Raw genomic sequence first — 22,484 nt, 5'->3', positions numbered from 1 at the left:
AATGGCGACGAGTCATTCAGGAGGGCTCTCCTTCTAGCCTCCCTTCTTTGGCATCATGGCTCAACGACCAGAGTGGCGTTGTGATGGCTGACAAGCGGGCGAGAGCCAGAGAGTTTACGCAGCGCCACATAGAATACCGGCGTTAGGAAAAGCCCAAACAGGGTGACCCCAACCATGCCGGCAAACACCGCCGTACCCAGCGCTGCCCGCACCTCGGCGCCCGCTCCGGTGGCAATGACCAACGGTAGCACGGCGGCGGTGAACGTGATCGAGGTCATAATAATAGGACGCAGTCGCAGTCGGCAGGCTTCTAGGGCCGCGTCCACCACGCTTTTGCCCTGCAGTTCCAGCTCGCGGGCGAACTCCACAATCAGTATGGCGTTCTTACACGCTAAGCCAATTAGCACCACCAATCCTACCTGTACGAAAATATTGTTGTCGCCATCACCAAACCAGACGCCGATGAGTGCCGAGAGCATGCACATGGGGACAATCAGGATCACCGCTAAGGGTAACGTCCAGCTTTCGTAGAGAGCCGCCAGCACCAAAAATACCAACAGAATCGACAGTGGAAAGACCACCAGCGCAGCGTTTCCCTGGGTGGACTGCTGGTAACTTAGATCGGTCCATTCGAACGCCATGCCCGGCGGCAGCACCTCCATTGCCAAGGCGTTGATCGCATCCATTGCCTGAGCAGAGGAGAGCAACCTAGGGTCAGCCTCCCCGGCTAAGTCCGCCGCCGGATAGCCGTTGTAGCGCAGTACCGGGTCTGGACCGAAGGTTTGTGTGATATTTACCATGGTACCAATAGGCACCATTTCGCCCTGGTCATTGCGGGTACGCAGGCGGGCAATATCTTCCACGCTGGTCCGGTAAGGAGCGTCCGCTTGGGCAATCACCTGCCAAGTTCGGCCAAAGCGATTGAAATCATTCACATAGGTAGACCCCAGATAGATCTGCAGAGTGTCGAATAGCTCGGTTAATGGCACTCCTTGGGCTTTAGCCCTCAGCCGATCGACCTCGGCATCTAACTGCGGCACATTCGATTGGTAGCTGCTAATCGGGAAGCCCATCCCTGGCGTTTGGGCGATAGCGCCCTGGAGCTGATTAACCGCTCCCTGCAGCGCTCCGTAACCCAGGTTGCCGCGATCCTCGATGAACATCTGGTAGCCCGACCCATTGCCAAGCCCCAGAATGGGGGGTGGCATAAACGCAAACGCAAAGCCCTCTTTCAGGCCCCCTATGCCCTGATTAATCCTGGCGTTAATCTCTGCGGCGGTGAGGCTACGCTCGCCAAAGGGGCTAAGAGTGAGAAACACCACCCCTGTATTGGAAGTGTTCGTGAACTGCAGCGCGTTGAGGCCAGGAAAGGCAATAGCGTGCTCAACACCTTCGGTCTCCATGGCAATATCTACCACTTCTTGGAGCATTTGGTCGGTTCTCTCCAGGGATGCTCCTTCCGGCAAAATAACGCCAGCAATCAGGTACAGCTTGTCCTGCACCGGAATAAAGCCAGGTGGCACCACCTTGAACATCAATCCCGTTCCGGTGAGTAATAGAGCGTAAACCATGAATACCGCCCCCCTCCGTTTTAAGGAGCGCGCCACGCCGCCCTGGTACTTTTCTGCGCTGGCGTTGAAGAAGCGATTGAAGGGTCGAAAAATCCAGCCGAATAGCCAATCGATTAGTCGAGTGAGTCGATCCTTAGGCGCGTCGTGGGGTTTGAGCAGCATCGCCGCCAAAGCGGGTGATAAGGTTAAAGAGTTAATCGTGGAGATAACAGTAGAGATGGCAATCGTTACCGCAAACTGGCGGTAAAACTGCCCGGTCACCCCGGAAAGAAAGGCCATCGGTATAAACACCGCACACAGCACCAAGCCGATAGCAACGATTGGGCCAGAGACCTCTTTCATCGCCTGATGGGCTGCGGCCTGGGGATTGAGCCCTTCACCGATGTTGCGCTCGACGTTCTCCACCACCACGATGGCGTCGTCGACCACAATGCCAATAGCCAACACCAGCCCAAATAGGGTCAGCGTATTGATCGAGTATCCTAGTAGGTAGAGCGCCCCAAAGGTGCCGATCACCGATACTGGCACCGCCAATAGAGGAATGATGGAGGCGCGCCAGGTTTGCAGAAACAGAGTAACGACCAGTACCACCAGCAGCACGGCTTCCAGCAGGGTTTTGACGACTGCCTTGATCGAATCGCTAACAAAGATGGTGGTGTCGTAGACCGCTTCATACTCAACGCCGGTAGGAAACTGCGTGGCCAACTCATCCATGGTCGCCACCACCTGTTCGCGGATAGCCAGCGCATTGGCACCCGGCGCCTGGAAAATACCAATGGCGACCGCGTCATTACCATCAAGCTGTGAACGCAGAGTATAGTCCCCAGCGCCCATTTCCAGTCGGGCCACATCCGACAACCTTAGAATATCGCCACTGTCACCGCGTTTCAGCACGATATCGCCAAACTCCTCCGCCGTCTCCAAGCGCCCACGGGCGTTGATCAGGGTTAGAAAATCACTCTCTCCGATGGGCTCAGCGCCCAACTGCCCGGCGGATACCTGAACATTTTGCTCGCGCATGGCAGCCACTACATCGCTAGCGGTGAGACCACGCGCCGCTACCCGCTCAGGATCGAGCCAGGCACGCATGGCGTAGTCACCACCACCAAAAATCTGGGCGTCCCCTACCCCTTCGAGCCGGGCCAGACGATCTCTGACATGCAGCCGCACGTAGTTGCGCAGATAGAGAGTGTCGTATTCGCCCCCGGGCGAGGTCAGGTGAACAACCATCAGGAAAGTGGGCGACTGCTTCTGGGTGGTCACGCCCTGGCGGCGCACGGCTTCCGGCAAGCGCGCCTCGGCTTGACTTACCCGGTTTTGCACCCTGACGGCGGCCTCCTCCGCATCAGTACCAGGGCGGAAGGTGACGGTCATCTGCAGTACGCCATCAGAGCCTGCGACGGACTTGAAGTACATCAAGTCCTCGACACCATTGATGGCTTCCTCCAAAGGCGTCGCCACGGTTTCGGCGATCTCCTTCGGGTTGGCACCCGGATAGACCGTGCGCACCACCACCGAGGGTGGTACCACATCCGGGTACTCGCTGATCGGCAGGTTGGGGATGGAGATCAGTCCGATCGCCAGGATGATAATCGACAGCACCGCCGCAAAGATCGGTCGGTCGACAAAGAAACGGGAGAAATTCATAGCGGTTTACTCTTCCCTGGCAGCAAGGGTGGCGGATGGGGCATCGACAGTCGAGGCGGCAACGGCGCTTTGCGGGCTCACTTCCATTCCAGGGAAGAACACTTTTTGCACACCGTTGACGATGATTCGATCACCGGGGCTAAGTCCCTCGGTGATCACCATCTGCTCGCCCATCTGGCGACCGGTAGCTACTTGGCGACGCTCTGCCCGATTGTCACCATCAACGACATAGACATAGCGACGATCTTGGTCGGTCAAAATTGCCTTACGTTCCACCAGCAGCGCCTGTTCCAAACGAGCTATCGGCATTTCAACCCGGGCAAACTCTCCCGGCCGGATACGACTATCAGGGTTGGCCAACCGAGCCCGGAACTGAAGTGTTCCCGTGCTGGGATTTAAGCGGTTATCAATAAAGTCCAGCGTGCCACTGTATTGACGCTGCGGATCGCCGCCCAACTCAATCTTAAGGCTGCTTTCCTCATCAGTTAGCAGGGCTTGGCTGGCAAAAGCGGCCTGTTCGTCCGCTTCGAAGTAGACATGAATCGGGTCGATAGTCACGAGAGTCGTCAACAGGCTTTGGTCAGCGTTAGCCAAATTGCCTCGGGTCACCATTGCCCGACCGGCACGACCACTGACCGGCGCTGTAATGCGGGTGTACTCAAGGTTAAGCTCGGCGGTCTGCAACGCAGCCTCGGCAGCATCGACCATGGCACGGGTACTACTCAGGGCCGATTGACGCTGGTCGTGCACCTCCTGTGAAATCGCCTGACGCCCCAGCAAGACCCGAGCACGCTCAGCTTCACTGCCCGCTTGAGCCTGCTGGCTCCTGGCCTGGGCTAGATCCGCCTGGGCGGCGCTAACACGAGCTTGGTATGGGCGCGGATCAATCAGGAACAGTAGATCGCCCTGCTCCACAAGCTCTCCCTCCTCGAACGCCACCTCCTGGATATAGCCGCTGACGCGGGGTCTTAGTTCCACCGTTTCCGCCGCTTCTACTCGCCCGGTGAAGGTTTCACTCAGCACTACCGGCTGAGCAACCATACTCACCACTTCTACCTCTGGCGGCGGTGGTGGCAAAGCTGCTGCCTCATCGCTCTTAGCCTCGCATCCAGTCAGCAAGACCATGACCAGTAGCAGCGGGATGAGTCCCCGGCAACTTGTTGAGAGAGCACTTTGATCCAAACTTCCCATGATTACTTGCTCCAGTGGCTATCGGAAACCGATATCAGCGTTGGTTATATAATTGCGTACCGCATTGGTGGTTAGCGTTTAACTAGTCGGTTGGGCAGCGCCAGATTCGACATCCACTTTGCAACCTCAAGTTAAGTTGAGGTCAATAGGTCAACGGTCGATTTTTTTATCAAGGAGGCTGACAGGAGGTTGCTAGCGCCTAAATCAGCAGCTCTCTACAGTAGGGGATTTAAGGGCAATGGAGGTATCGGGTTCCTGCGGCAAGATTGCCTATTTCTGTCGTGAGGAGTGAAAGGCTTCACTTGGCGGGGAGGTTGGATCATCGCGCTGTTTCAGCTTTTTAGCATAATGACCGTTTTCTGACATGCGGCACGGATTGCCGATTTCTACTTAGTACTTGCCCGATTCTGCAAAAACAACTCAAAAACCTCCTATGCACGCGGCAAAGACATATACTGCAGGCTGTTAGGGAGGAGAGCCATTGACCGATACCGTGCCTGAGCAGATCACCTATTTCAGTGACGGCCTGCCGCAGCAATTAAGCAAGCTTATCCGTCGCTGGACGCCCTTGGAGGAGCTTCAGAATACGGCGATTCCCGAGGTGCAACTAATACGTACTGATGCCCCCACCACCTTTCACTGCGCCGTATACGAGCCGTGCCTGTGCTTTGTCATTCAGGGCAGCAAGACGGTGCTACTGGGTGACAAGGAGATCGTCTACACCGGGCCTAGCTGCATTGGGAGCGCCGTTCACCTACCAATAGTAGGCAGGATTGATCATGCCACTCCTGAAACCCCCTATTTAGCGGTTAAAGTCTCGGTGGATCCACAGGAGGTAGCAGGGCTGATACTGGAACTAGGTGATAAAGCGCCACCCGCGGGAAATGATACTATCTGCCCCGAAACAGACTGCGGGCTTAAATCGGCGCCCATGGACTCAACAATGCTGGGTGCGCTCTATCGACTATTAAGCCTGCTCGACACACCGGACGATATTCAGATACTTTCGCCCCTAGCTAGGCGCGAGCTGATCTACCGGGCACTCATGGGTGCAATGGGGCCTCACATGCGCCGATTTGCCGCCTCTGACTCCCAAGCCAACCGGATTGCCAAGGTCATCTGCGCTCTTAAAGAACGCTACACGCAACCGTTCAAGATCAGCGAGCTGGCCGCCGCCGCCAACATGAGCGAATCGACGCTTTACCATAGCTTCCGACAAGTCACACGCATGTCGCCGCTGCAATACCAGAAGAAACTACGCCTGCACGAAGCCCGACGACTGATGCTGGCAGAAGGGCTGGAAGCGGCCACGGCCAGCTACCGGGTGGGTTATGAAAGCCCTTCCCACTTCAGCCGCGAATATAGCCGCATGTTTGGCGCACCGCCACGTGCTGATGTTACCCAACTACGCGGCATCGCTGCTGCCTCGCAGCCAGCTTAATTCTGAGTGTATTGTCGCTATGATGAGCCGATGCTGGCAATACCACTCTGATTACCGCGCGTTCTTCCTCAACACTCATTACTTATGAAACTAAGCTAACAAACTCACCACTCTTTTTAACATCCACTTTTAGCCTCACACTATTTAAAAACATTGAATCAACTATCATAAAATATATAAAAGCTAAGAAAATCAGCCAATATAAACACTGTTAGCCAAGGCTATACTAGTTCGCAACTACAAACTTTATTTTTAACTACGCTGCTTGTTTGCTTAATCAAATATGGTAGGATTCATCGCAACTTAATACCCGACCTTGTTACTCAGGCATACCTCTCTAGGTGATGCCCAAGGCATTTATACGCGGTAATTTTTGGCGAGAGTTCACACTCCATGACACCGACCACCATGTTGTTTCTAGCCGTTTCCATGTCGGCCGATGCGTTTGCCGCCTCGATAAGTAAAGGTGCCGAGTTAAAAAAACCCAGATTCCGACATGCCATTGGTATTGGTCTCGTCTTCGGCATTATTGAAACGTTAACCCCCTTGCTAGGCTGGATAGCGGGCAAGGCATCTCAACAGTACGTTGAAGCCTGGGACCATTGGATTGCCTTTACCCTACTAGCACTGATCGGCCTGCATATGATGCATGCTGGGATCACAAAGGAAGACAAAATAGAGCATCGCAAACAGACGCTCTGGTTATTGGTGTTGACCGCCACTGCTACCAGCATTGATGCCATGGCTGTGGGCGCCAGCCTCGCCTTCATCGATGCCAATATCATAGCCACCAGCCTAGCTATCGGCCTCGCTACTACGGTAATGGCCTCTATCGGCACTTTTCTGGGCAATAAACTTGGCCATTTTGTCGGTCACTGGGCCGAACTTATCGGCGGTATTGTGCTAATCGGAATTGGCTTAGCAGTATTGGCCGAGCACACAGCTTTTTTTAATTCTTAACCAGCCAACTATAACCTTATCCCCTTTTAAACTTGGAACTCTTTCTTAAGCGATTGAGCCTTTACACATCAAGCCACCATAAAAAGCGTAAGAAGAAGCCAGTTATTTAACTAAAGACTAAAGATTCGTTAGCAGGTCAGCCAAATGGCGTAATTCATCTGGATTACGCACAGCGTATAGTGCCTGAATACGACTATCCACGACTTCCAGTGTCATGATCTGGGTTAGCCCTTCGTATTCGATCGTTAACCACCCAGGAAGCCCATTAACAATTACAGGGCTTACCCTGCAAGGGCTGGATGACGTCAACTTGCGGGCCAAGCCTGCAAGTTGACGTCATCCAAAAACCCTAGACCACGGCCTCTTGTGGCGTACCGCGCAAGGTCAACAGCGACAAGCCCGCGGCCACCAACGAGCACAGTGCAATGGCTGCGGTCAGCATCAGCGGAGTGCCGTCGAACACCACACTGACCACAGCAATGGCGGCAGCGCCCAGCATCATTTGCAGGGTGCCGCCCAGGGCCGCCGCTGTACCGGCGATGGGGCCGTGTTCCTCCAGCGACAACACCATGGACGTGGGGATCACCAGACCAAGAAACGCAAAGGTTGTAATCAGCATTCCCACCAGCAGCGGGAAACTGGTGTATCCCAGCGCCATCAGCGTAAACATCAGACACGCCGACACGGCGTAACCGGCCACCGCCCATTTCACCACCGTGATGGAGCCGAAACGGACACCGAGATTGGAGGCAACTTGGCTGGTGGTAAAGAACCCCAAGGCGTTCAGTGCGAACGCAAGGCTGAACTGGAGTGCAGTCAGGCCGTAGTGGTCGGTATAGAGAAATGAGGCGGTGGCCAGAAAGGCAAAGAAACTGGCCATGCCCATACCACCAATCAACGTCAGGCCCATATATCCCGAGTCCCGGAACAATACGCCGAAAGCGTTCATCATGGCGTTGAAGCGAAAAGGTGCGCGGTCTGCCGGGGCCAACGTTTCCTTCAAAGCGAAGCCGGTCAGAAACAGGCCCAACAGCGTGGCAATGGCGACTGCCAGAAAGACAGCACGCCAGCCGAAGGGCACGATGATCGAGGTGCCCATCAGGGGTGCCAGCATCGGTGAAACGGCGATTACCAACATGATGGTGGACATCATGCGCGTCGCCTCGGTGCCAGTGTAGCGGTCACGGATCACCGCGCGCGGAATGGACATGACCGCAGCCGCCCCCATACCTTGCAAAAAGCGCAAAGCAATCAGCCATTCGATGGTGGGCGCAAATGCACAACCAATCGAGGCGACACCGAAGATACCAAGGCCAAAGTAGAGCGGTGGCTTGCGGCCGAGCACATCGGAGGCCGGTCCGTAAAAAAGCTGACAGATACCAAACGCAATGAAGAACGACATCAACGTCCATTGCGCGGCCGACACTGACGCCCCCAGGTCTTCACTGATGGCCGGCATAGCAGGCAGATACATATCAATGGCAAAAGGGCCTATCCAGCTCAGCAGGCCGAGCACCAGTGCCATTTTGATCATATCGGTTTTCACTGAATATTCCTTTATCAATAAGTGTGTTCATCCGAAAGCCGAAATGGCCTCGTCCTATGCCCTATATCCTATGTTCTATGCCAAACAGTCGTGTGGGGGAGGTAAATATCGACAACAATTTGCAAAATATTATTCTGAAGGCTGATCGTGATTGCTTGTCACAATTGAACAGCTGCTCTACTAAAACGTCCGAGCCTGGTAATGAATACCGGCCCCTTCTTCACAGTATTGCTTAAGGCTCAGCAGGAATATCGCCCAATTATAGTTGCAGAAACGGTAGAACTCGGTCACTTCACGCCAATCGGTATGTTTGAGAGTGACAGCCGTTTTGCCTCCTCGTTGCTCTAACTCGAAACTGACGCTGGTCCCAATCCACTCTGGGTCTGAATCGATACATTGCCAGGTCATCTTAGTATTGGGCACCAGTTCCACGATCGTCATCTTTGTCAGGTGCTCATCTCCAAACCGGAATTCATTGACCGCATTGATTTGGGCAGTGAATGTTAAATCCTGGGTCCACACTTCGGCCAAGCCACGAGCCGTGGTCAGCATTTCGTAAACACGTGAAAGAGGGGCATTGATGTATTGAATATGTTCAATGTGTACCATCAGTATCACTCCTTAGCAGAGGGCTGCCGCCTTCCAGCAAGCTTTTGAGGCTGGAAAGAATAACTGGCCAGCCGACGCTGATGCCTTGTAGTACTTTGCTGTCCTCCTCGAATTGATCGTGAATCAGTGTCAGACGCACTTGGCCCATATACTCGCTAATTTCAAACGTCACCCGAGACGGTTTTTCAGGTCTTGTCAGATCAACTTTTTCGCCCTCATATCCTGGCATCTCGTCATCGTTTTCAGGAATGAAGGTATAGGACAAACGGTGCGGCGGGTCTGACTCCAGCACCTCGCCTTGCCAATCCAGTGATCCATCGGCCTTGACGAGTTCAACCGTAGCTCCCGCTGTCCACTCCGACGTAATCTGCCGGCCACCCCAGTATTGGCGGGTAAACTCCCCTTCCGTCAACGCTTTCCACAGTTTCTCGGGCGTCGTGTTAATGTAAATAACGTAGGCAAAATCGGGCTTACTCATTGTGATGGTCCTCAAGCTTCTGTTTGAGACTGTCCACCGCCGCAATCCGCTGATGAGTGAACTTACTGACCCAGCGTTGGTGGATCTGCTGAATTGGCTCGGCATTGAGGTAATGCAGCTTTTCTCTCCCCCGCCACGCCGTAACCACCAGCCCCGCTTCTTCCAGCAGCGCCAAGTGTCTGGTAACGCCCTGTCGACTCATGGAGAGTCGTTCGCACAGTTCATTGAGTGCCTGCCCATTATTTTCAAACAGGCTATCCAGCAGCTGGCGCCGCGAGGGATCAGCGAGCGCTTTGAAAACAAGATTGAGATTAGTTGTCATAACGACATTATGCAACTAAATAGTTGCATGTCAAAATTTAGTGCTCACCCTCACCAACTGCCTGCACATGCCGGAGGCTAGCAACCGACAGCAACGCAAGCACCAAAATAGTGATGCCACTGACGGTAGCCGCAGCACTCATTCCTTGCGTAAACGCTGACTGTGCTTGCTCAAGTATCCCGTCGGGAAGTCGTTCAGCAACGGACGTTGCGGACCACAAACTTTCTCCCAGAGCACGGGAGACATCGTCTGGCACCTCGTCCGGAATCGCACTAGCAATCTGCACGCGATACAACAGGGTTGCCAGGCTACCGAGAAGTGCGATGCCCAGTGCCACACCCAACTCCTGAACCATCTCAGACATCGACGACGCGGACCCAGCTTTTTCCGCAGGAGCCGCGCCTACCACTAGATCAGTGCCCAGCGCAGCGATGGTGCCCAACCCCAGATACACTAATGAAAATCCCAAAACGACCTGGAGTACCTGAACAGACAGCGGGTCTACTTGAGCCAGAAAAGCACAACCGATGCTTGCAAGCATCAGCGCGACAGCAATAACAAACGCAGGCCGAATACGGCGCGCCAAGATAGGGGCAAGGATACCGGCAAGTACCATCATCAGCGCTGGCGGCCCCATCCACAGCCCAGCAATCAGCGGCGTGTAGCCCGCCACTAGCTGAAGATATTGAGTGACTAGAAGCATCATTCCTGCCACTCCTACCAACCCTAGCAACATTATGACCAGCGCAGCAGTGAAGGTTTTACTGGCAAACAGTTTGAGATCAAGCAAAGGATCAAGCAGCTGCTTTTGTCGACGCATAAAGAGCAGTGTTCCCACGATTCCCAGCGCAAGTGTGGCCAATACCAGTGGCGTCACACCGGCTTTAGAGAACGCCTTTATGGCATAGATACTGGGCAGAATTGCTATCAACAGCAGTAGAACACTCAAAATATCCAAACGACCTGCCTGCGGATTGCGATACTCCGGCAGCAGTAATGGCGCAGTTAATAACAGTACGATGACGATGGGCACGGCAATTAGGAAAGCCGCTCCCCACCAAAATGGGGCTAACAGCAACCCACCGACCACTGGCCCCAAGGCCATCCCCAGTGCAAACATGGTCGCCCATATCCCAATCGCCAATGCCCGCTGGCGCAGATCAAAAAACATATTGCTAATCAAGGCCAGTGTAGAAGGCATCAGCGTTGCTCCGGCAACACCCAGCGCTGCCCGCGCCACAATAAGCCACTCGGCATTAGGCGCATAAGCGGCAAACACTGACGCGACCGCAAACGCAAAGGCCCCGATCATTAGTAGTCGACGTCGGCCAACCCGATCCCCGAGCGTGCCCATCGTGATAAGAAAACCAGCGATCATGAAGCCGTAGGCATCCATAATCCACAGCGCCTGAGTACTGCTAGGCTGCAGCTCTACCGCCAAAGCAGGAAGCGCGAGGTAGAGAATAGTGACATCGAGCCCAAGCAGCATGGTGGGCAGAGCTAATACCGCAAGCCCCGCCCACTCTTTAATGCCAGCTTTGTTGCAGGGCCTTCCGCCGGTATCCGTATAACCTGTGTCCGTATTACCTGTGTCCGTATTAACAGGGGTGTGAACATCACAGCTGAATGACATGTCGCCTCCGACTTCATCAAGGAAGCAGGCATTCTCAGACACTCAATATGGGGTTACAATATAGCTAATTATCCTATTACTAGAGGTAATAGCATGGCCAATCATCGGCTTGAGCGAACACAGAGTGATCTCACTGAATTCATGCTGCGGCATCGTCAAAAATTAACGCCTGCTGACGTCGGGCTTCCCACCAGCGGACGAAGGCGTACCCCGGGCTTAAGACGAGAAGAGGTTGCAGCGCTCGCTGGGGTAGGCCTGACGTGGTACACCTGGTTTGAGCAGGGCCGTGACATTAAGGTCTCCGAACGCTTCCTGCTCAACCTCTCCCGTGCCCTAAAACTGGATGACGCTGAGTGCTGTCACCTATTTCTATTAGCGCACCGCCGAGCGCCGCCTGCAGAAGCGTATCAAGAGCAGAGCACTTCCCCCCGAATCCAGTCGCTGATGGATGACCTCTCTCGTCCTAGTTACGTGATGAACCTGCGTTGGGATGCTATTGGCTGGAATGCGCAGGCTGATGAACTACTACAGTTCAGCAGCCGAGAAGCGTCTGAGCGCAATCTATTAAGGATGGTATTTACGGCTCCCGATCTGCGTCGACGACTCCCTGACTGGCAACAGGATGCGTCGAATATGCTGGCACAGTTTCGTTGTGACTTAGCTGTCGCCCCTGAAGACCCAGTCATGCAAACGCAAATTGAAGAGCTTTGCCAGTTATCGCCAGACTTCCGGCACTGGTGGGAAGCGTCAAGCATGGAAGGTTACAACCGAGGAATCAGTAGCCTCCTTGATACAGAGGGCGAGCATCATACCTATACCCATGAGACGCTCATCGTTGATGAACACCGTCATCTCAAGATGGTGGTTTATTTCGACAGCTAATGTTCGTGTACTAGCCACTGACGAGCCTGAGACATCGTTACCCGCGCAACATGCTGGGCAAGGAGCCACTCCTGACATACAGGTAAACTTCTCGTTAAAGCTGGAATGCCCTACTTTCAAGCTGCACGCGTAGCTTTTGAAATGCGATAAGTAAAAGTACTGCTAAAAAACCACTCACACTAATCAGCAACGATACCGCTGACCAACTAAAAGCGCTGGCCAATCCTCCTGCCACCACGGGGCCAATCAATAGCCCGATATTGTTACCTTGCATGGCAAAGCCAAGTGTGGCGCCAACCAGTGAGCTGTGAGGCGCGTAATCCGGGGCACTTTTAAAGATCACCACCGGCACAAACCCGCTAGCAAAGGCAAATATTACACACAAAGCGTATACTCCCCACTCTGGGGTAGGCACGCTGAATACTCCGATACCACCTAACACCATAGCGCCAAAACCTGCCGTCAAGAGACAGATAGGCTGCACCCCGCGAGTCAAAAGTTGCCCACCGACGATATTACCAACACCACTTAACGCGATGGCAGCGGCACTTAGCAAACTCGCACTCTCATCACTGACCCCAAGGCGCTCTGCTAGCAACGTTGGCAGAAAACTAAAAAGAGCGAAGAAGATGCAAGAGAAGACGACAAATAACCCCCCAAGCACCCAAGGCCCAGGGGCAGTAATAGCTACACTTATATCGCCAAGTATCGAGTTATGATTTGCTCTGAAACTCTCCGACGCTGACACTGCCCACCCCAAAAGGGCAGCATAACCAATTAAGATTCCAGCGTTGAACAGCCAAAAACCCCGCCATGTAAGCCAGTTCATCAGTGGCGCTGATAGAAAGACCACGGTCATTCCGACCGGCATAAAAACTGCCCAAAGCGCCATTGCTCTACCGCGAATACTGGCTGGCGCTGCTGCGGCAATCAGTGTAGGAGCAGCGACAGTGAGCCCGAGAAAACCCAGGCCTTCAAAAACACGTGTCGCAAGAAGCATTTTAGCATCGCTTGAAAACGCTCCTAGCGCAGAGCCTATCCCCATCACCACTAAGCTACAGAGAGCCATTCGCCTTGCGCCAATGCGATCAACGGCTAAACCGATAGGTGCTCCGGCGACGGCACCGATGACGGCGAACGCAGACATCAACCAAGCAGCCGTACCAAGTCCCAACTGCAATTCCTCTTGCACGGCCTTGAGAGCCATCGATGCCTTACCAACCTGGCAGGCTGAAATGACGCCAGCCCCGATGATCAGTGCGACTACGGGCCAGGCCGCAGCCGTTTGCGACGGGTGGGCACCACTCATCAGGAGACGACCTGTGCTCTTTGCTTTCGACCACTTGCCAGAGCGGTGGCGATTTCTGCAACGTGTCGGCCTTGAAAGCGTGCTCCGTCAAGTTCATTGGCGCTTGGCTGGCGACTACCTTGCTTATCGTCTTCAGCCAGCGTAGAGGCACCATAGGGCGAGCAGCCGGTAATCTCGTCCATACGCATTTGCCCCTTGAAGGTATAAGGCAAGCCGACGATCACCAAACCCAGATGCATCAACACCACCTGCGTGGCGAGAATCGTCGATTCCTGACCGCCATGCTGGCTACCTGTTGAAGTAAAGACACTACCGACTTTGCCCACTAGACGATCCTCAAACCACAGCCCCCCTGCTTGGTCGAGAAAATTCTTTATCTGACTCGCCATGTTGCCAAAGCGAGTCGGAGTACCAATGATGATGGCATCGAAATCCGCAAGTTCTGCGACTTCAGCAACTGGCGCTCGCTGATCAAGCTTGTAGCCTGAACGGCTGGCGATATTCTCAGGCACCAGCTCCGGCACTCGCTTGATAGCAACATTAGCACCCGCTTGCCTAACGCCTTCTGCAACAGCGTCCGCCATTGTCTCGATATGGCCATAACTGGAATAGTAAAGGACAAGTACGTTACTCATATGTAGGTCTCCTAAGGTGTCTCAAAATGAGGAGGATGCGGTCATGCTCCCTTCGCCCTCCTTAGGCAAAACTACACTCGTCAATTAACTAAAAAAATGACAATATTTAGTCTTTAACTATCTACTTAATCGATCATGTTAGATGCACTGACACTTGACCAAATGCGTGTGCTCATTGCCGTTAGCGAAGCAGGAAGCTTTAGCGGTGGTGCGGAGTGCCTGGGGCGAGCACAATCAGCGGTCAGCTATGCCATTGGCAATCTCGAGTCGCAGCTGGGTGTTACTCTTTTTGACCGCTCGGGCTACCGGCCTGTTTTGACGCCCGAGGGGAGAATGCTGCTGGCAGATGCACGCGCCATTCTACTTAAAGTTGACACACTGCGTGCTCGTGCACGGGGCTTTGGAGAGGGTGTAGAACTAGGACTAGACATCGCGCTCGATCCACAATTTCCGCTAACAGTTGCTTCTCGGGCTTTAAAAGAGTTGCAGGACGCCTACCCACTTGTATCGGTACGCGTGCTGCCGGCTCCCCTGGGTGAAGCCATTCAGCTACTTCAGCAGCATCACTGCACCCTTGCCATCAGCGGAATTGACATCCCCGATCCTCAGATCGAGCGAGAAGCTATTGTGTTTGTCCCACGTGCTGCCGTGGTATCCACAAGCCATCCGTTGGCCAATCGCACAGTCAGCGGGGAGACCATTACGGCAGCCGAACTCGCCGACTATGTTCAAATCGTTACCGAAGACCCATCCACTCTCACTCGCGGTCGCGAATACGATGTACTGTCACCGGGTACGTGGCGGGTGGGCGATAACTCAATAAAGCACGCGCTAATCTGCGCAGGGATTGGTTGGGGCAATCTGCCGCTATGGCTGATCGAGCGTGATCTACAGGAAGGACGACTCGTCCGAATACCAGCGGCCGAATTCGGCTCTGAGGGCGAAACCGTTGCTCGGATGTGGCTGATGCATCGTACAGACGAACACCTCGGGCCAGCTGCCAAAACGTTAAAGGAGGCCCTAATTCGTCAGTCAATGACGCTAGGTACGGCGTAGAAAGTGGCGATTAATCCGCAACTCAAGAGTGGTCGCTATACTTTAACCAGCAACGTTATCTGTCCGATGTTGGAAAAAAGCAGTGCAACCCTATTTGATCTGAGACTTAAGCCAATCGACAAAAGCCTGCATTTTGGCACTATGCTGCCAGCGTTGGGTCGGGATGTAGTAACACAGCAGAGAATCGACGCTTTGATACGAAATGGGCTGCAATGCGTTGGCTTTCACAAAGTCAGAAACCAGAGTCTCTGAACAAAACACCAGCCCTTTCCCTGCTATAGCTTCATACACACCATAAAGCTCCTGGTCAAAATACTTTATTTCAAAACTTGGCAGTGACGCTTCATTTTCTATTAACCAGTTTTCCCAAGGCGCGTCCGGCAGTTTCTTGTTCTTCCATTTAGTCAGATAGACCGTTGCTGGCTTATCCACTGTGATGGAGCGGATAAAAGGACAGCTCCCATATAGGTTAAAACGCTCTTTTTTTAATAAATTTGATTCATCAACTCGGGTTACGTCCCCCAAACGGATAGAAAGGGTATTCACTTTCGACGCCACTACTTCACCTGTTGATACTTCAATATCAACATTTTGATGAATTTTATTAAAGTCATGTAGCAACGGAATTAGCACCAGTGCAGCAAAAGATGAGGTGGTATCAACATTCAGCTTTGAGGCATCTGACTTTATATTATCTAAAGCAGTCTGGATTTTTTGCAGACCGGCGGTTGTCGCCTCAGAGAGCTGGTGCCCTTCTGAGGTTAAAATCACGCCCCGATTGATTCGGGTAAACAGCCGCACTCCCAACCTATTCTCAAGGTTGCTGATGTGATGCGACACATTTGCCGACGTTATCGACAGCTCCTCGGCAGCATCTTTAAAGCTCCCCAGCCGAGCGGCTGCTTCAAACACCTTAATCGCCTGTAGTGAAGCATTCACCGCTAGCCTCCTATTTTTGGTTTCAACCCGGCTTCTCAATAGATAAGTTTTTCTCACCTATCGATCCAGTTTATTCATTTGTCGCAGTATTGGCAAAAGGGCAGCATAGCCACTCCACACCGCTATCTGCTGAGGCCATCATGCGCACATTACTTCATATAGACGCTAGCGTACGTAAAGCGACAAACCCAAATCCTGACCACAACTCAATATCAAAACGTATTGCTATGCAGTTTGTGGATAAATGGAAATCTGCTAACAGTGCTGATAATTACATTTATCGTGATATTGGCTTGAACCCACCTGCTTTTATTGACCAAGACTGGATAGGTGCCGTTTTCACACCAGATGAACGGAAAAGCTCTGAGCAACGTGAAAAACTAGCGTTATCCGATCAGTTATTTAATGAGTTAGCACAAGCGGATGTTATTTTAATATCTTCACCTATGTACAACTACGGCATGCCAGCCCCTCTTAAGGCGTGGTTCGATCAGATCATGCGTATAAATAAAACATTTAGTTTTGATTTAGCTCGTGGTGATCATCCGATAGAGCCGCTTTTGTCTGGGAAAACACTAATTTTAGTCTCTTCATGCGGAGAGTTTGGCTTTGGGCCAGGAGGTGAACGTGAGCATATGAATCATCTCGGGCCGCATATTAAAACATTGGGCAGATACTTAGGCGTCGAGTCATTTTATGAAATAACGTCAGAGTACCAAGAATTTGGAGATGAAAGGCATCAGAGATCAGTTGCTAATGCGCTTAAAAATGCCGGATTGCTAGCAGAGGATCTGGCTAGCAACGCATAAACCTTTGCTTTGAGTGGCCGTCGGGCAGTCTTAAATGACTGCCCTCGTTGCTCTGGTCGCGTCAACGAGCTTTTTGCCGAAGTGCCGCCTTATAAGCACGGTCAGCCCACTCCTTAGCATGTTCTGGATCTTCAAATATCTCCTCGGGAGCAGCATAGTAAGTCATTTTTACCCTTTTACCGCTCTTCTCGTATTCAAACTGTTCCATTCCCAGCTCGATAAAAGAGCCTACCGAACGTTCGTCTACTTTAAGGTAAAGAACATCATCGGCGACTAGCGCAAACATAAGGCCATCGCGATAAACGCCATATCCGCCAAACATACGTTTAGTTTGGATGTCACCAAATAGTACAAATACGTCGCTAAGATTCGCGATAAATTCACTGGTAGCTTTCATTCCCCTTCCCCGATTTCGGCCGCATCGCGTAGCAGTGTTGATAAAGTTGCGAGGCTTGGTACTAAAGGGCATCCGGACATAGCAACCGATGCTGCTTAGCCTAGCGGTAGCATCAGGCCAACCTTAGAAGCGATTCACTCCAGTCTCACACCATAAATCTCACTGGGCGCAGGATCGGCTTATCAAGTAGTTGAGATGCAAGCACACCTCTGGCCACTCGCCCCTGCTCAGGCTATACATCACTGTATCGCGAATGGTCCCATCGCGGCGCAACGCATGGCCACGAATTACGCCATCTTTCTTTGCGCCTAGACGCTCAATCGCGCGCTGACTGGCGAAGTTGAAGTTGTCGGTACGCCAGCCGACCACGTTACAGCCCAATGTGTCGAAAGCGTGTGTCAGTAGCAGTAGCTTACAGGTGGTGTTCACATGCGTACGCTGAACCCGCTTGGCGTACCAGGTGTAGCCAATTTCAACGCGTTTTACGTTGGGCAAAACATCATGGTAACTCGTGGTGCCAAGCACCCTACCACTCGCCTCTTCAATCACGGCGAAAGCAAAGCGATGGCCTTCCTCGCGGCTTTTTAAGGCGGTATCAATATAGTTGCGTGTCTCATCGGGCGCTGGCACCGAGGTAATGCGCAGACTCCATAACTCGCCATCTGCAGCGGCGGCTCGCAAACCGGCTTCGTGATTGAGTGAGAGCGGCTCAAGCGTTACGCCATGGGCAGTAAGGGTGATAGGTGCGATAAAGGCCATGTGTATACTCAACTATCTTCTTGAAGGATGGGACGAACGCTCAACCAGACTGAGTCATCTTAATACCGGTATTCAGCTAGATAACCATAATCGCAACAACCCCAATAGAAAGTTTATTGTGATTGGAGTATGCCAGCAGGTCTTCTTCAGCGTTTCCCCTGCCCCGCGCACCGTAATGCTCCGGCCATCCACACTCAAACATTTCTTGGAGTGCTGGCAGTAGTTCAGAATGATTAGCTAGCAGAGCCAAATCTAAATTACACACCATGGTTTCCAAAGTGTTCTAGTGCCAACCTTCAGCGGAGCAGACGCGTTAGCGACTGCGTCCGCCGGAAGGTATAGTTAACGATTTTTCACGAAAACCGTCTAAATCTACCACTCATTCTAAGACCATCTCTCATATTCATCCCCATCAAGATGAGATTGATGGCACCAGCAAGCAATTCGACGCCTTGCACCACGTAGAAATTAGTATCAAAAGCGCCTACGGATGCCCAACGATCAAGTAATACTGCACATGGAATTAGCACCAATATTCCATTGGCACCAATAAATGGCATTCTCTTCTTCTTTTGTAGTACGAGCTTTCCCCTTCTTGATTTTGCTAAGGCGAAACCACTACCGCCAGTTAATGCAATGGAAGGAATAAGGATAAACAAGCCTGGCCATACAATGAGACTTTTCAGGGTTGCAATGGATTCCTCCGTACCGAAAAGCTCAACGAAAATAGTTGCCGAGAAAAACGTGGCAATACACAAGACGGCAACGGATGCTGCAAGTCGATGGAGTATGAGCGTCATGGTTTCCTCCGGAAGGGCAAGTTGGTAACATGTTGTCATTATGTGAATGACGACCATGGTTGTCAACATGTTGTCAAATTGCCGGAAGGATTGCATATGAATGACGCTCAGAAAGGCCCGGTGTTCACCGAGATTGTTCTTGAAGTATTCAAGCTAGGAGGGCTCCTTGTAAGTGAAGGTGACCAAATGGGTTCGGAATATGGCATTACGAGTGCTCGATGGAAGGTTTTGGGTGCTCTTTACCTAGCAGGTGAGCCACAAACTGTACCTCAAATAGCCAGAAGCATGGGGCTGACGCGACAAGCCGTACAACGACTTGTTGATGCCATGCGTGAGGATAAACTTCTGTTTTTCCAGGACAATCCAGGACATAAGCGCGCAAAGCTTATAAGCCTCTCGGAATTTGGGAAAACGGTATTTTTGAAGTTGGATGAAAAACAATCGGGATGGGCAATGAAATGCTCAATAGGTATCACCAAGGCAGAACTTGAGACAACACTGTCTGTTCTTAAGCGAATCTCCGACTCTATTGACCGCTAACGTTTGTAGCAAGGGCGCGACGTCAGGAGCGTCCCTTGCCTACACTTGCTAAACAGTAATTACACTCGAATGGGCGGCTATTACTTCCCAGTGGTTACCTTCCGTATTTTGCCAAACTCGAGTAAACCTAAATGTTCCATTTGCTGGATTACCAGCATAATTTCCTAGGATTGTTACCTTGGCAAATACAATCGCTGTATCCTGTTGCAATTTGATCTGCTGATCATCTACAGAGATATTGGATATGTCCAACAAACCTGATTTATGCGCTTCTAAATCGTCTTTTTTGCCAAGAACCTGACCTAAATGATTCGTAAAAATCAGATCGGATGACAAGAGCTTATCTAAAGTAACCGTGTCGGATTCAAGCATTGCCTTACACAATAATTCTTCAGCTTCGAGAATTTGGACTTCCCTGATATTTTCCACCGTAGCTCCTTTTACTATTTAACGAGGCTGTAGAAAAACCCGATTTCGAGCCATTTCCACCGCCTGTTGTCCTTATTCATTTACCCAGCCGGTCATCTGGCTGAGTAATCTTAATATCGGTATTTAGCCAAATAACCATAACTCGCTAACGTCTCAATGTTATGCACTAGGCGGTATAACTGCCACTGGCCCTATCTACAACCGCAACGCCTGAGTTAGAGCGCTTTTTCATAGATGGATACGTTATCCCCTCCGTAAAGCACGGTTTCGATATACGACCAGCCACTTCGCTCCAGAAGGCTGTTTGCTGTGCTTGTGCCGCAGTAGATTTTTTTGTATCCCAGCTTGCGTGCGATGCTTTCAAGCTCAACCGTCAATGTTGCGCCAATTCCACGACGCCGGTACTGAGGGAGTACCATGCCGCCACCCATCCAAGGGGTGAGGTGGTCGTGTGTAGAAACACATTTAGCCTTCAATACCGCGATACCAAGCGCAGAACCATCCTGCATCGCAACAACCCCAATAGGAAGCTTATTGTGATTGGAATATGCCAGCAGGTCTTCTTCTGCGTTTCCCCTGCCCCGCGCACCGTAATGCTCCGGCCATCCACACTCAAACATTTCTTGGAGTGCTGGCAGTAGTTCAGGATGATTAGCTAGCAGAGCCAAGTCTAAATTACTCACCGTGGTTTCCAAAGTGTTCTAACTCTCTAATCAGTGGGCAAACGTAATGGGACCGAGCTGTGACATTTTCCACATCTCCTATAACGCGCAAACTTGTGAGTTTAGCAAGGCTTCGGCACCCGTGAGTTACGCGGCGATTAATACTCTTAAATACATTGACCAGCCTGAGCTTCATGAAACGTTTCGTCGGCGTCACATAGTAATACTAAGCTTTCACCATCATTTCCAACTCAGGAAAATAAACAATCGAAAACACTAATGCCGCGTTAAGGTGTGACGAAAGCTGGCTAAAATCTTGAGCGAAGCGAAACCAACAAACAGCTAGGAATCGGCTTAAACGCTTTTAAAGCTTCAGCCTCCAGCTTTACTAACCAACAATTTTATACTGGCCACGCCAAAAAAAAGTGCAAACACACTTTCAAAAATCACTTTAGATTTCAAATATATCTGCCTAACCCTCTCATGTGAAAAAAGAAAGGCGTAGCCAAAAAACACCAATGAACTGACCAATCCGACAACTAAGATAACTGACAATAATTCCGATGGATTCGCAGTAGCAGGAACACCAATTGAGAAAAGGGAACCAAAAAACAAAACCGGTTTAGGGTTAGTCAGATGGATGAGCAACCCATGAAAGTAAGTCCCTCTTACTGACGTGACTTGCATTTTAGGCAAGTGTAATGTACTTGCATTAAAAGCTGAACGCAGAGACTTCAAAGCTAAATATAAAAGGTAGAATGCCCCACAGTATCTCAACACCTCAAAAAGCCATGCATTCCCATGAAGGATCGCGGCTAGACCGAAAGCCGCGGATGTCGACCAAAATAGAGAACCTGTTAGAACACCCGCAGCCAAGTACAAGCCAAAGTAACGACCATGGTTCATGGAGGCTCCAGCTATTGCAAGCGTAGCTGGCCCAGGACTAGCAATTGCAGCGACTGCGGAAACAATAATAAGCAAGTAATTTATCTCTTCCATTTTCCTTGGATCCCCATGAAATTTTAACGCTCGGCTCGCCGGACAAATTTTTGTTGTCACCCTTTGTTATACAATTTACCCGAACATCTGAGCATTGGCATCTTTGAACTCAAGGCCGTCAAATGATGTGACGAATACACTATGCCGTACTCAGCTTACTTCATTGCCTTGTTATATGGCTTACCCTGCAAGGCATCAACGCCCAAAAAATTGCAGATTTATTTCTGCATTTTTAGCAAATTCAGTGAGTTGATTCCGTTTGTCTTGCTTCACCAGTATCAATGGATAAGAATCAGAATCTTCATTAATTTGGGCTAAAAAACAACCTGCGCTCTCAATACATTCATATGGCATAGGAGCTAGTTTGTCACTGTGCATGAAATTACCAATCGTATTATGCCCACCATGAGCTTTGTATTTTTCTTTCAGCTCATGAAAACAAGAAACAGCGGAGAGCTCTCCATTGCTCAGTTGATCAAGCTCGTCAAGAGCAAGGTCACCTTCATAATTGTGATCAACATAGACAATCTTGTTTTTCGCCATCAGCGCATCGATTAATACGATCTCACGAGTGAGTTCATCGATTGATTCGACTCCCCGCTGGTACAGATCATCCTGGTACTTTAAAAAGTACTCCTTTTGATCATTGACAAATAGCTGTATTTGTTTGAGCACATCTGCATCCTGACCACTAATTTCTCCGGCAAATTCGATCAATGATTCACCTCCAGACAAAGATGGTTTTATGGAGTCACCCGTTTTACGGGATGACAAGCCCAACCATACAGTCAAGCACGTAAATATCTTTTTAATCATTTAACGCTCCTTAAATTTTGAGCCATATAACGCCAACATTAAATGCCATTGGCC

At 51.3% G+C, this 22,484-nt stretch carries 23 protein-coding genes; 6 read left to right on the top strand and 17 right to left on the bottom strand.

Annotated elements, in window-relative coordinates; translation table 11 throughout:
* Positions 1-53: 53 nt before the first annotated feature.
* Positions 54-3,218 carry an efflux RND transporter permease subunit gene (locus IR195_RS04995; RefSeq protein ID WP_206048926.1) on the bottom strand — a complete coding sequence of 1,055 codons (3,165 nt, stop codon included), beginning with the start codon at positions 3,216-3,218 and terminating at the stop codon, positions 54-56.
* 6 nt (positions 3,219-3,224) lie between these two features.
* Positions 3,225-4,409, bottom strand: coding sequence for an efflux RND transporter periplasmic adaptor subunit (locus IR195_RS04990; RefSeq protein ID WP_206048925.1), 1,185 nt, complete (start codon positions 4,407-4,409; stop codon positions 3,225-3,227).
* A 481-nt stretch (positions 4,410-4,890) separates the two neighbouring features.
* Here IR195_RS04990 and IR195_RS04985 point away from each other — a divergent pair, with 481 nt between their 5' ends.
* Positions 4,891-5,850: an AraC family transcriptional regulator gene (locus IR195_RS04985; protein WP_125746219.1), complete on the top strand. Its 960-nt coding sequence runs from the start codon at positions 4,891-4,893 to the stop codon at positions 5,848-5,850.
* Between the two features lie 393 nt (positions 5,851-6,243).
* The gene (locus tag IR195_RS04980) at positions 6,244-6,810 is read left to right on the top strand and encodes a manganese efflux pump MntP (protein WP_125746217.1); all 567 of its coding nucleotides are present in this window, start codon (positions 6,244-6,246) and stop codon (positions 6,808-6,810) included.
* Between the two features lie 349 nt (positions 6,811-7,159).
* Here IR195_RS04980 and IR195_RS04975 read toward each other — a convergent pair whose 3' ends face one another.
* The 5 genes from IR195_RS04975 to IR195_RS04955 form a co-directional block, all read right to left on the bottom strand.
* Positions 7,160-8,356, bottom strand: a complete 1,197-nt coding sequence (locus IR195_RS04975; RefSeq protein WP_206048924.1) for a multidrug effflux MFS transporter — start codon at positions 8,354-8,356, stop codon at positions 7,160-7,162.
* A gap of 180 nt (positions 8,357-8,536) precedes the next feature.
* Complete coding sequence (locus tag IR195_RS04970; protein WP_206048923.1) at positions 8,537-8,965, bottom strand: SRPBCC family protein; 429 nt, start codon at positions 8,963-8,965, stop codon at positions 8,537-8,539.
* Positions 8,952-9,443 carry an SRPBCC family protein gene (locus IR195_RS04965; RefSeq protein ID WP_146942711.1) on the bottom strand — a complete coding sequence of 164 codons (492 nt, stop codon included), beginning with the start codon at positions 9,441-9,443 and terminating at the stop codon, positions 8,952-8,954. Before IR195_RS04965 ends, IR195_RS04970 begins: the two co-directional genes overlap by 14 nt.
* Positions 9,436-9,765, bottom strand: coding sequence for an ArsR/SmtB family transcription factor (locus IR195_RS04960; protein ID WP_083007844.1), 330 nt, complete (start codon positions 9,763-9,765; stop codon positions 9,436-9,438). The genes IR195_RS04965 and IR195_RS04960 overlap by 8 nt, the downstream gene beginning before the upstream one ends.
* A 37-nt stretch (positions 9,766-9,802) precedes the next feature.
* Entirely contained in the window at positions 9,803-11,398 is a 1,596-nt protein-coding gene (locus IR195_RS04955; RefSeq protein ID WP_206048922.1) for an MFS transporter, read from the bottom strand.
* 93 nt (positions 11,399-11,491) lie between these two features.
* Here IR195_RS04955 and IR195_RS04950 point away from each other — a divergent pair, with 93 nt between their 5' ends.
* The gene (locus IR195_RS04950) at positions 11,492-12,280 is read left to right on the top strand and encodes a helix-turn-helix transcriptional regulator (protein ID WP_206048921.1); all 789 of its coding nucleotides are present in this window, start codon (positions 11,492-11,494) and stop codon (positions 12,278-12,280) included.
* A 94-nt stretch (positions 12,281-12,374) separates the two neighbouring features.
* Here IR195_RS04950 and IR195_RS04945 read toward each other — a convergent pair whose 3' ends face one another.
* Positions 12,375-13,589: an MFS transporter gene (locus IR195_RS04945; RefSeq protein WP_206048920.1), complete on the bottom strand. Its 1,215-nt coding sequence runs from the start codon at positions 13,587-13,589 to the stop codon at positions 12,375-12,377.
* Entirely contained in the window at positions 13,589-14,224 is a 636-nt protein-coding gene (gene wrbA, locus IR195_RS04940) for an NAD(P)H:quinone oxidoreductase (RefSeq protein WP_206048919.1), read from the bottom strand. The genes IR195_RS04945 and wrbA overlap by 1 nt, the downstream gene beginning before the upstream one ends.
* 135 nt (positions 14,225-14,359) lie before the next feature.
* Between wrbA and IR195_RS04935 the strand changes: the two genes are divergently transcribed.
* Entirely contained in the window at positions 14,360-15,280 is a 921-nt protein-coding gene (locus IR195_RS04935; protein ID WP_206048918.1) for a LysR family transcriptional regulator, read from the top strand.
* Positions 15,281-15,370: 90 nt separating this feature from the next.
* On the opposite strand, the gene IR195_RS04930 is transcribed toward IR195_RS04935, so the two are convergent.
* Positions 15,371-16,219: a LysR family transcriptional regulator gene (locus tag IR195_RS04930; RefSeq protein WP_206048917.1), complete on the bottom strand. Its 849-nt coding sequence runs from the start codon at positions 16,217-16,219 to the stop codon at positions 15,371-15,373.
* Between the two features lie 140 nt (positions 16,220-16,359).
* On the opposite strand from IR195_RS04930, the gene IR195_RS04925 reads away from it, so the two are divergent.
* Positions 16,360-17,028: an FMN-dependent NADH-azoreductase gene (locus IR195_RS04925; protein WP_206048916.1), complete on the top strand. Its 669-nt coding sequence runs from the start codon at positions 16,360-16,362 to the stop codon at positions 17,026-17,028.
* 61 nt (positions 17,029-17,089) lie between these two features.
* Here the strand turns inward: IR195_RS04925 and IR195_RS04920 are convergent, their stop codons facing one another.
* The 3 genes from IR195_RS04920 to IR195_RS04910 form a co-directional block, all read right to left on the bottom strand.
* On the bottom strand, positions 17,090-17,425 hold the full coding sequence (locus IR195_RS04920) for a TfoX/Sxy family protein (protein WP_206048915.1): 336 nt from the start codon (positions 17,423-17,425) through the stop codon (positions 17,090-17,092).
* Between the two features lie 159 nt (positions 17,426-17,584).
* Complete coding sequence (locus IR195_RS04915) at positions 17,585-18,184, bottom strand: GNAT family N-acetyltransferase (protein ID WP_206048914.1); 600 nt, start codon at positions 18,182-18,184, stop codon at positions 17,585-17,587.
* Between the two features lie 353 nt (positions 18,185-18,537).
* Positions 18,538-18,984, bottom strand: coding sequence for a hypothetical protein (locus tag IR195_RS04910; protein ID WP_125746199.1), 447 nt, complete (start codon positions 18,982-18,984; stop codon positions 18,538-18,540).
* Positions 18,985-19,080: 96 nt separating this feature from the next.
* On the opposite strand from IR195_RS04910, the gene IR195_RS04905 reads away from it, so the two are divergent.
* Positions 19,081-19,524: a MarR family winged helix-turn-helix transcriptional regulator gene (locus tag IR195_RS04905; protein ID WP_206048913.1), complete on the top strand. Its 444-nt coding sequence runs from the start codon at positions 19,081-19,083 to the stop codon at positions 19,522-19,524.
* A 48-nt stretch (positions 19,525-19,572) separates the two neighbouring features.
* Here the strand turns inward: IR195_RS04905 and IR195_RS04900 are convergent, their stop codons facing one another.
* The 4 genes from IR195_RS04900 to IR195_RS04885 all read right to left on the bottom strand — a co-directional run bounded on the left by IR195_RS04900 (position 19,573) and on the right by IR195_RS04885 (position 22,430).
* Positions 19,573-19,953: a nuclear transport factor 2 family protein gene (locus tag IR195_RS04900; protein ID WP_206048912.1), complete on the bottom strand. Its 381-nt coding sequence runs from the start codon at positions 19,951-19,953 to the stop codon at positions 19,573-19,575.
* A gap of 215 nt (positions 19,954-20,168) precedes the next feature.
* Positions 20,169-20,636 carry a GNAT family N-acetyltransferase gene (locus IR195_RS04895; protein WP_146942728.1) on the bottom strand — a complete coding sequence of 156 codons (468 nt, stop codon included), beginning with the start codon at positions 20,634-20,636 and terminating at the stop codon, positions 20,169-20,171.
* Positions 20,637-20,987: 351 nt separating this feature from the next.
* Positions 20,988-21,614 (bottom strand): LysE family translocator, encoded by a 627-nt coding sequence (locus IR195_RS04890; protein ID WP_206048911.1) that lies wholly within the window; start codon positions 21,612-21,614, stop codon positions 20,988-20,990.
* 195 nt (positions 21,615-21,809) lie between these two features.
* Positions 21,810-22,430: a DUF6630 family protein gene (locus IR195_RS04885; protein ID WP_206048910.1), complete on the bottom strand. Its 621-nt coding sequence runs from the start codon at positions 22,428-22,430 to the stop codon at positions 21,810-21,812.
* Positions 22,431-22,484: the final 54 nt, after the last annotated feature.

The organism is Vreelandella venusta (assembly GCF_015689495.1).
Taxonomy (GTDB): Bacteria; Pseudomonadota; Gammaproteobacteria; order Pseudomonadales; family Halomonadaceae; genus Vreelandella; species Vreelandella venusta.
This window is presented reverse-complemented; position numbering and strand designations above follow the sequence as displayed.

Excerpts from the sequence above, each read along its gene's own strand:
- IR195_RS04995 (WP_206048926.1), bottom strand. The coding sequence starts at position 3,218 with ATGAATTTCTCCCGTTTCTTTGTCGACCGACCGATCTTTGCGGCGGTG.
- IR195_RS04990 (WP_206048925.1), bottom strand. The coding sequence starts at position 4,409 with ATGGGAAGTTTGGATCAAAGTGCTCTCTCAACAAGTTGCCGGGGACTC.
- IR195_RS04980 (WP_125746217.1), top strand. The coding sequence starts at position 6,244 with ATGACACCGACCACCATGTTGTTTCTAGCCGTTTCCATGTCGGCCGAT.
- IR195_RS04970 (WP_206048923.1), bottom strand. The coding sequence starts at position 8,965 with ATGGTACACATTGAACATATTCAATACATCAATGCCCCTCTTTCACGT.
- IR195_RS04965 (WP_146942711.1), bottom strand. The coding sequence starts at position 9,443 with ATGAGTAAGCCCGATTTTGCCTACGTTATTTACATTAACACGACGCCC.
- IR195_RS04960 (WP_083007844.1), bottom strand. The coding sequence starts at position 9,765 with ATGACAACTAATCTCAATCTTGTTTTCAAAGCGCTCGCTGATCCCTCG.
- IR195_RS04955 (WP_206048922.1), bottom strand. The coding sequence starts at position 11,398 with ATGTCATTCAGCTGTGATGTTCACACCCCTGTTAATACGGACACAGGT.
- IR195_RS04950 (WP_206048921.1), top strand. The coding sequence starts at position 11,492 with ATGGCCAATCATCGGCTTGAGCGAACACAGAGTGATCTCACTGAATTC.
- IR195_RS04945 (WP_206048920.1), bottom strand. The coding sequence starts at position 13,589 with ATGAGTGGTGCCCACCCGTCGCAAACGGCTGCGGCCTGGCCCGTAGTC.
- wrbA (WP_206048919.1), bottom strand. The coding sequence starts at position 14,224 with ATGAGTAACGTACTTGTCCTTTACTATTCCAGTTATGGCCATATCGAG.
- IR195_RS04935 (WP_206048918.1), top strand. The coding sequence starts at position 14,360 with ATGTTAGATGCACTGACACTTGACCAAATGCGTGTGCTCATTGCCGTT.
- IR195_RS04925 (WP_206048916.1), top strand. The coding sequence starts at position 16,360 with ATGCGCACATTACTTCATATAGACGCTAGCGTACGTAAAGCGACAAAC.
- IR195_RS04920 (WP_206048915.1), bottom strand. The coding sequence starts at position 17,425 with ATGAAAGCTACCAGTGAATTTATCGCGAATCTTAGCGACGTATTTGTA.
- IR195_RS04915 (WP_206048914.1), bottom strand. The coding sequence starts at position 18,184 with ATGGCCTTTATCGCACCTATCACCCTTACTGCCCATGGCGTAACGCTT.
- IR195_RS04910 (WP_125746199.1), bottom strand. The coding sequence starts at position 18,984 with ATGACGCTCATACTCCATCGACTTGCAGCATCCGTTGCCGTCTTGTGT.
- IR195_RS04905 (WP_206048913.1), top strand. The coding sequence starts at position 19,081 with ATGAATGACGCTCAGAAAGGCCCGGTGTTCACCGAGATTGTTCTTGAA.
- IR195_RS04890 (WP_206048911.1), bottom strand. The coding sequence starts at position 21,614 with ATGGAAGAGATAAATTACTTGCTTATTATTGTTTCCGCAGTCGCTGCA.
- IR195_RS04885 (WP_206048910.1), bottom strand. The coding sequence starts at position 22,430 with ATGATTAAAAAGATATTTACGTGCTTGACTGTATGGTTGGGCTTGTCA.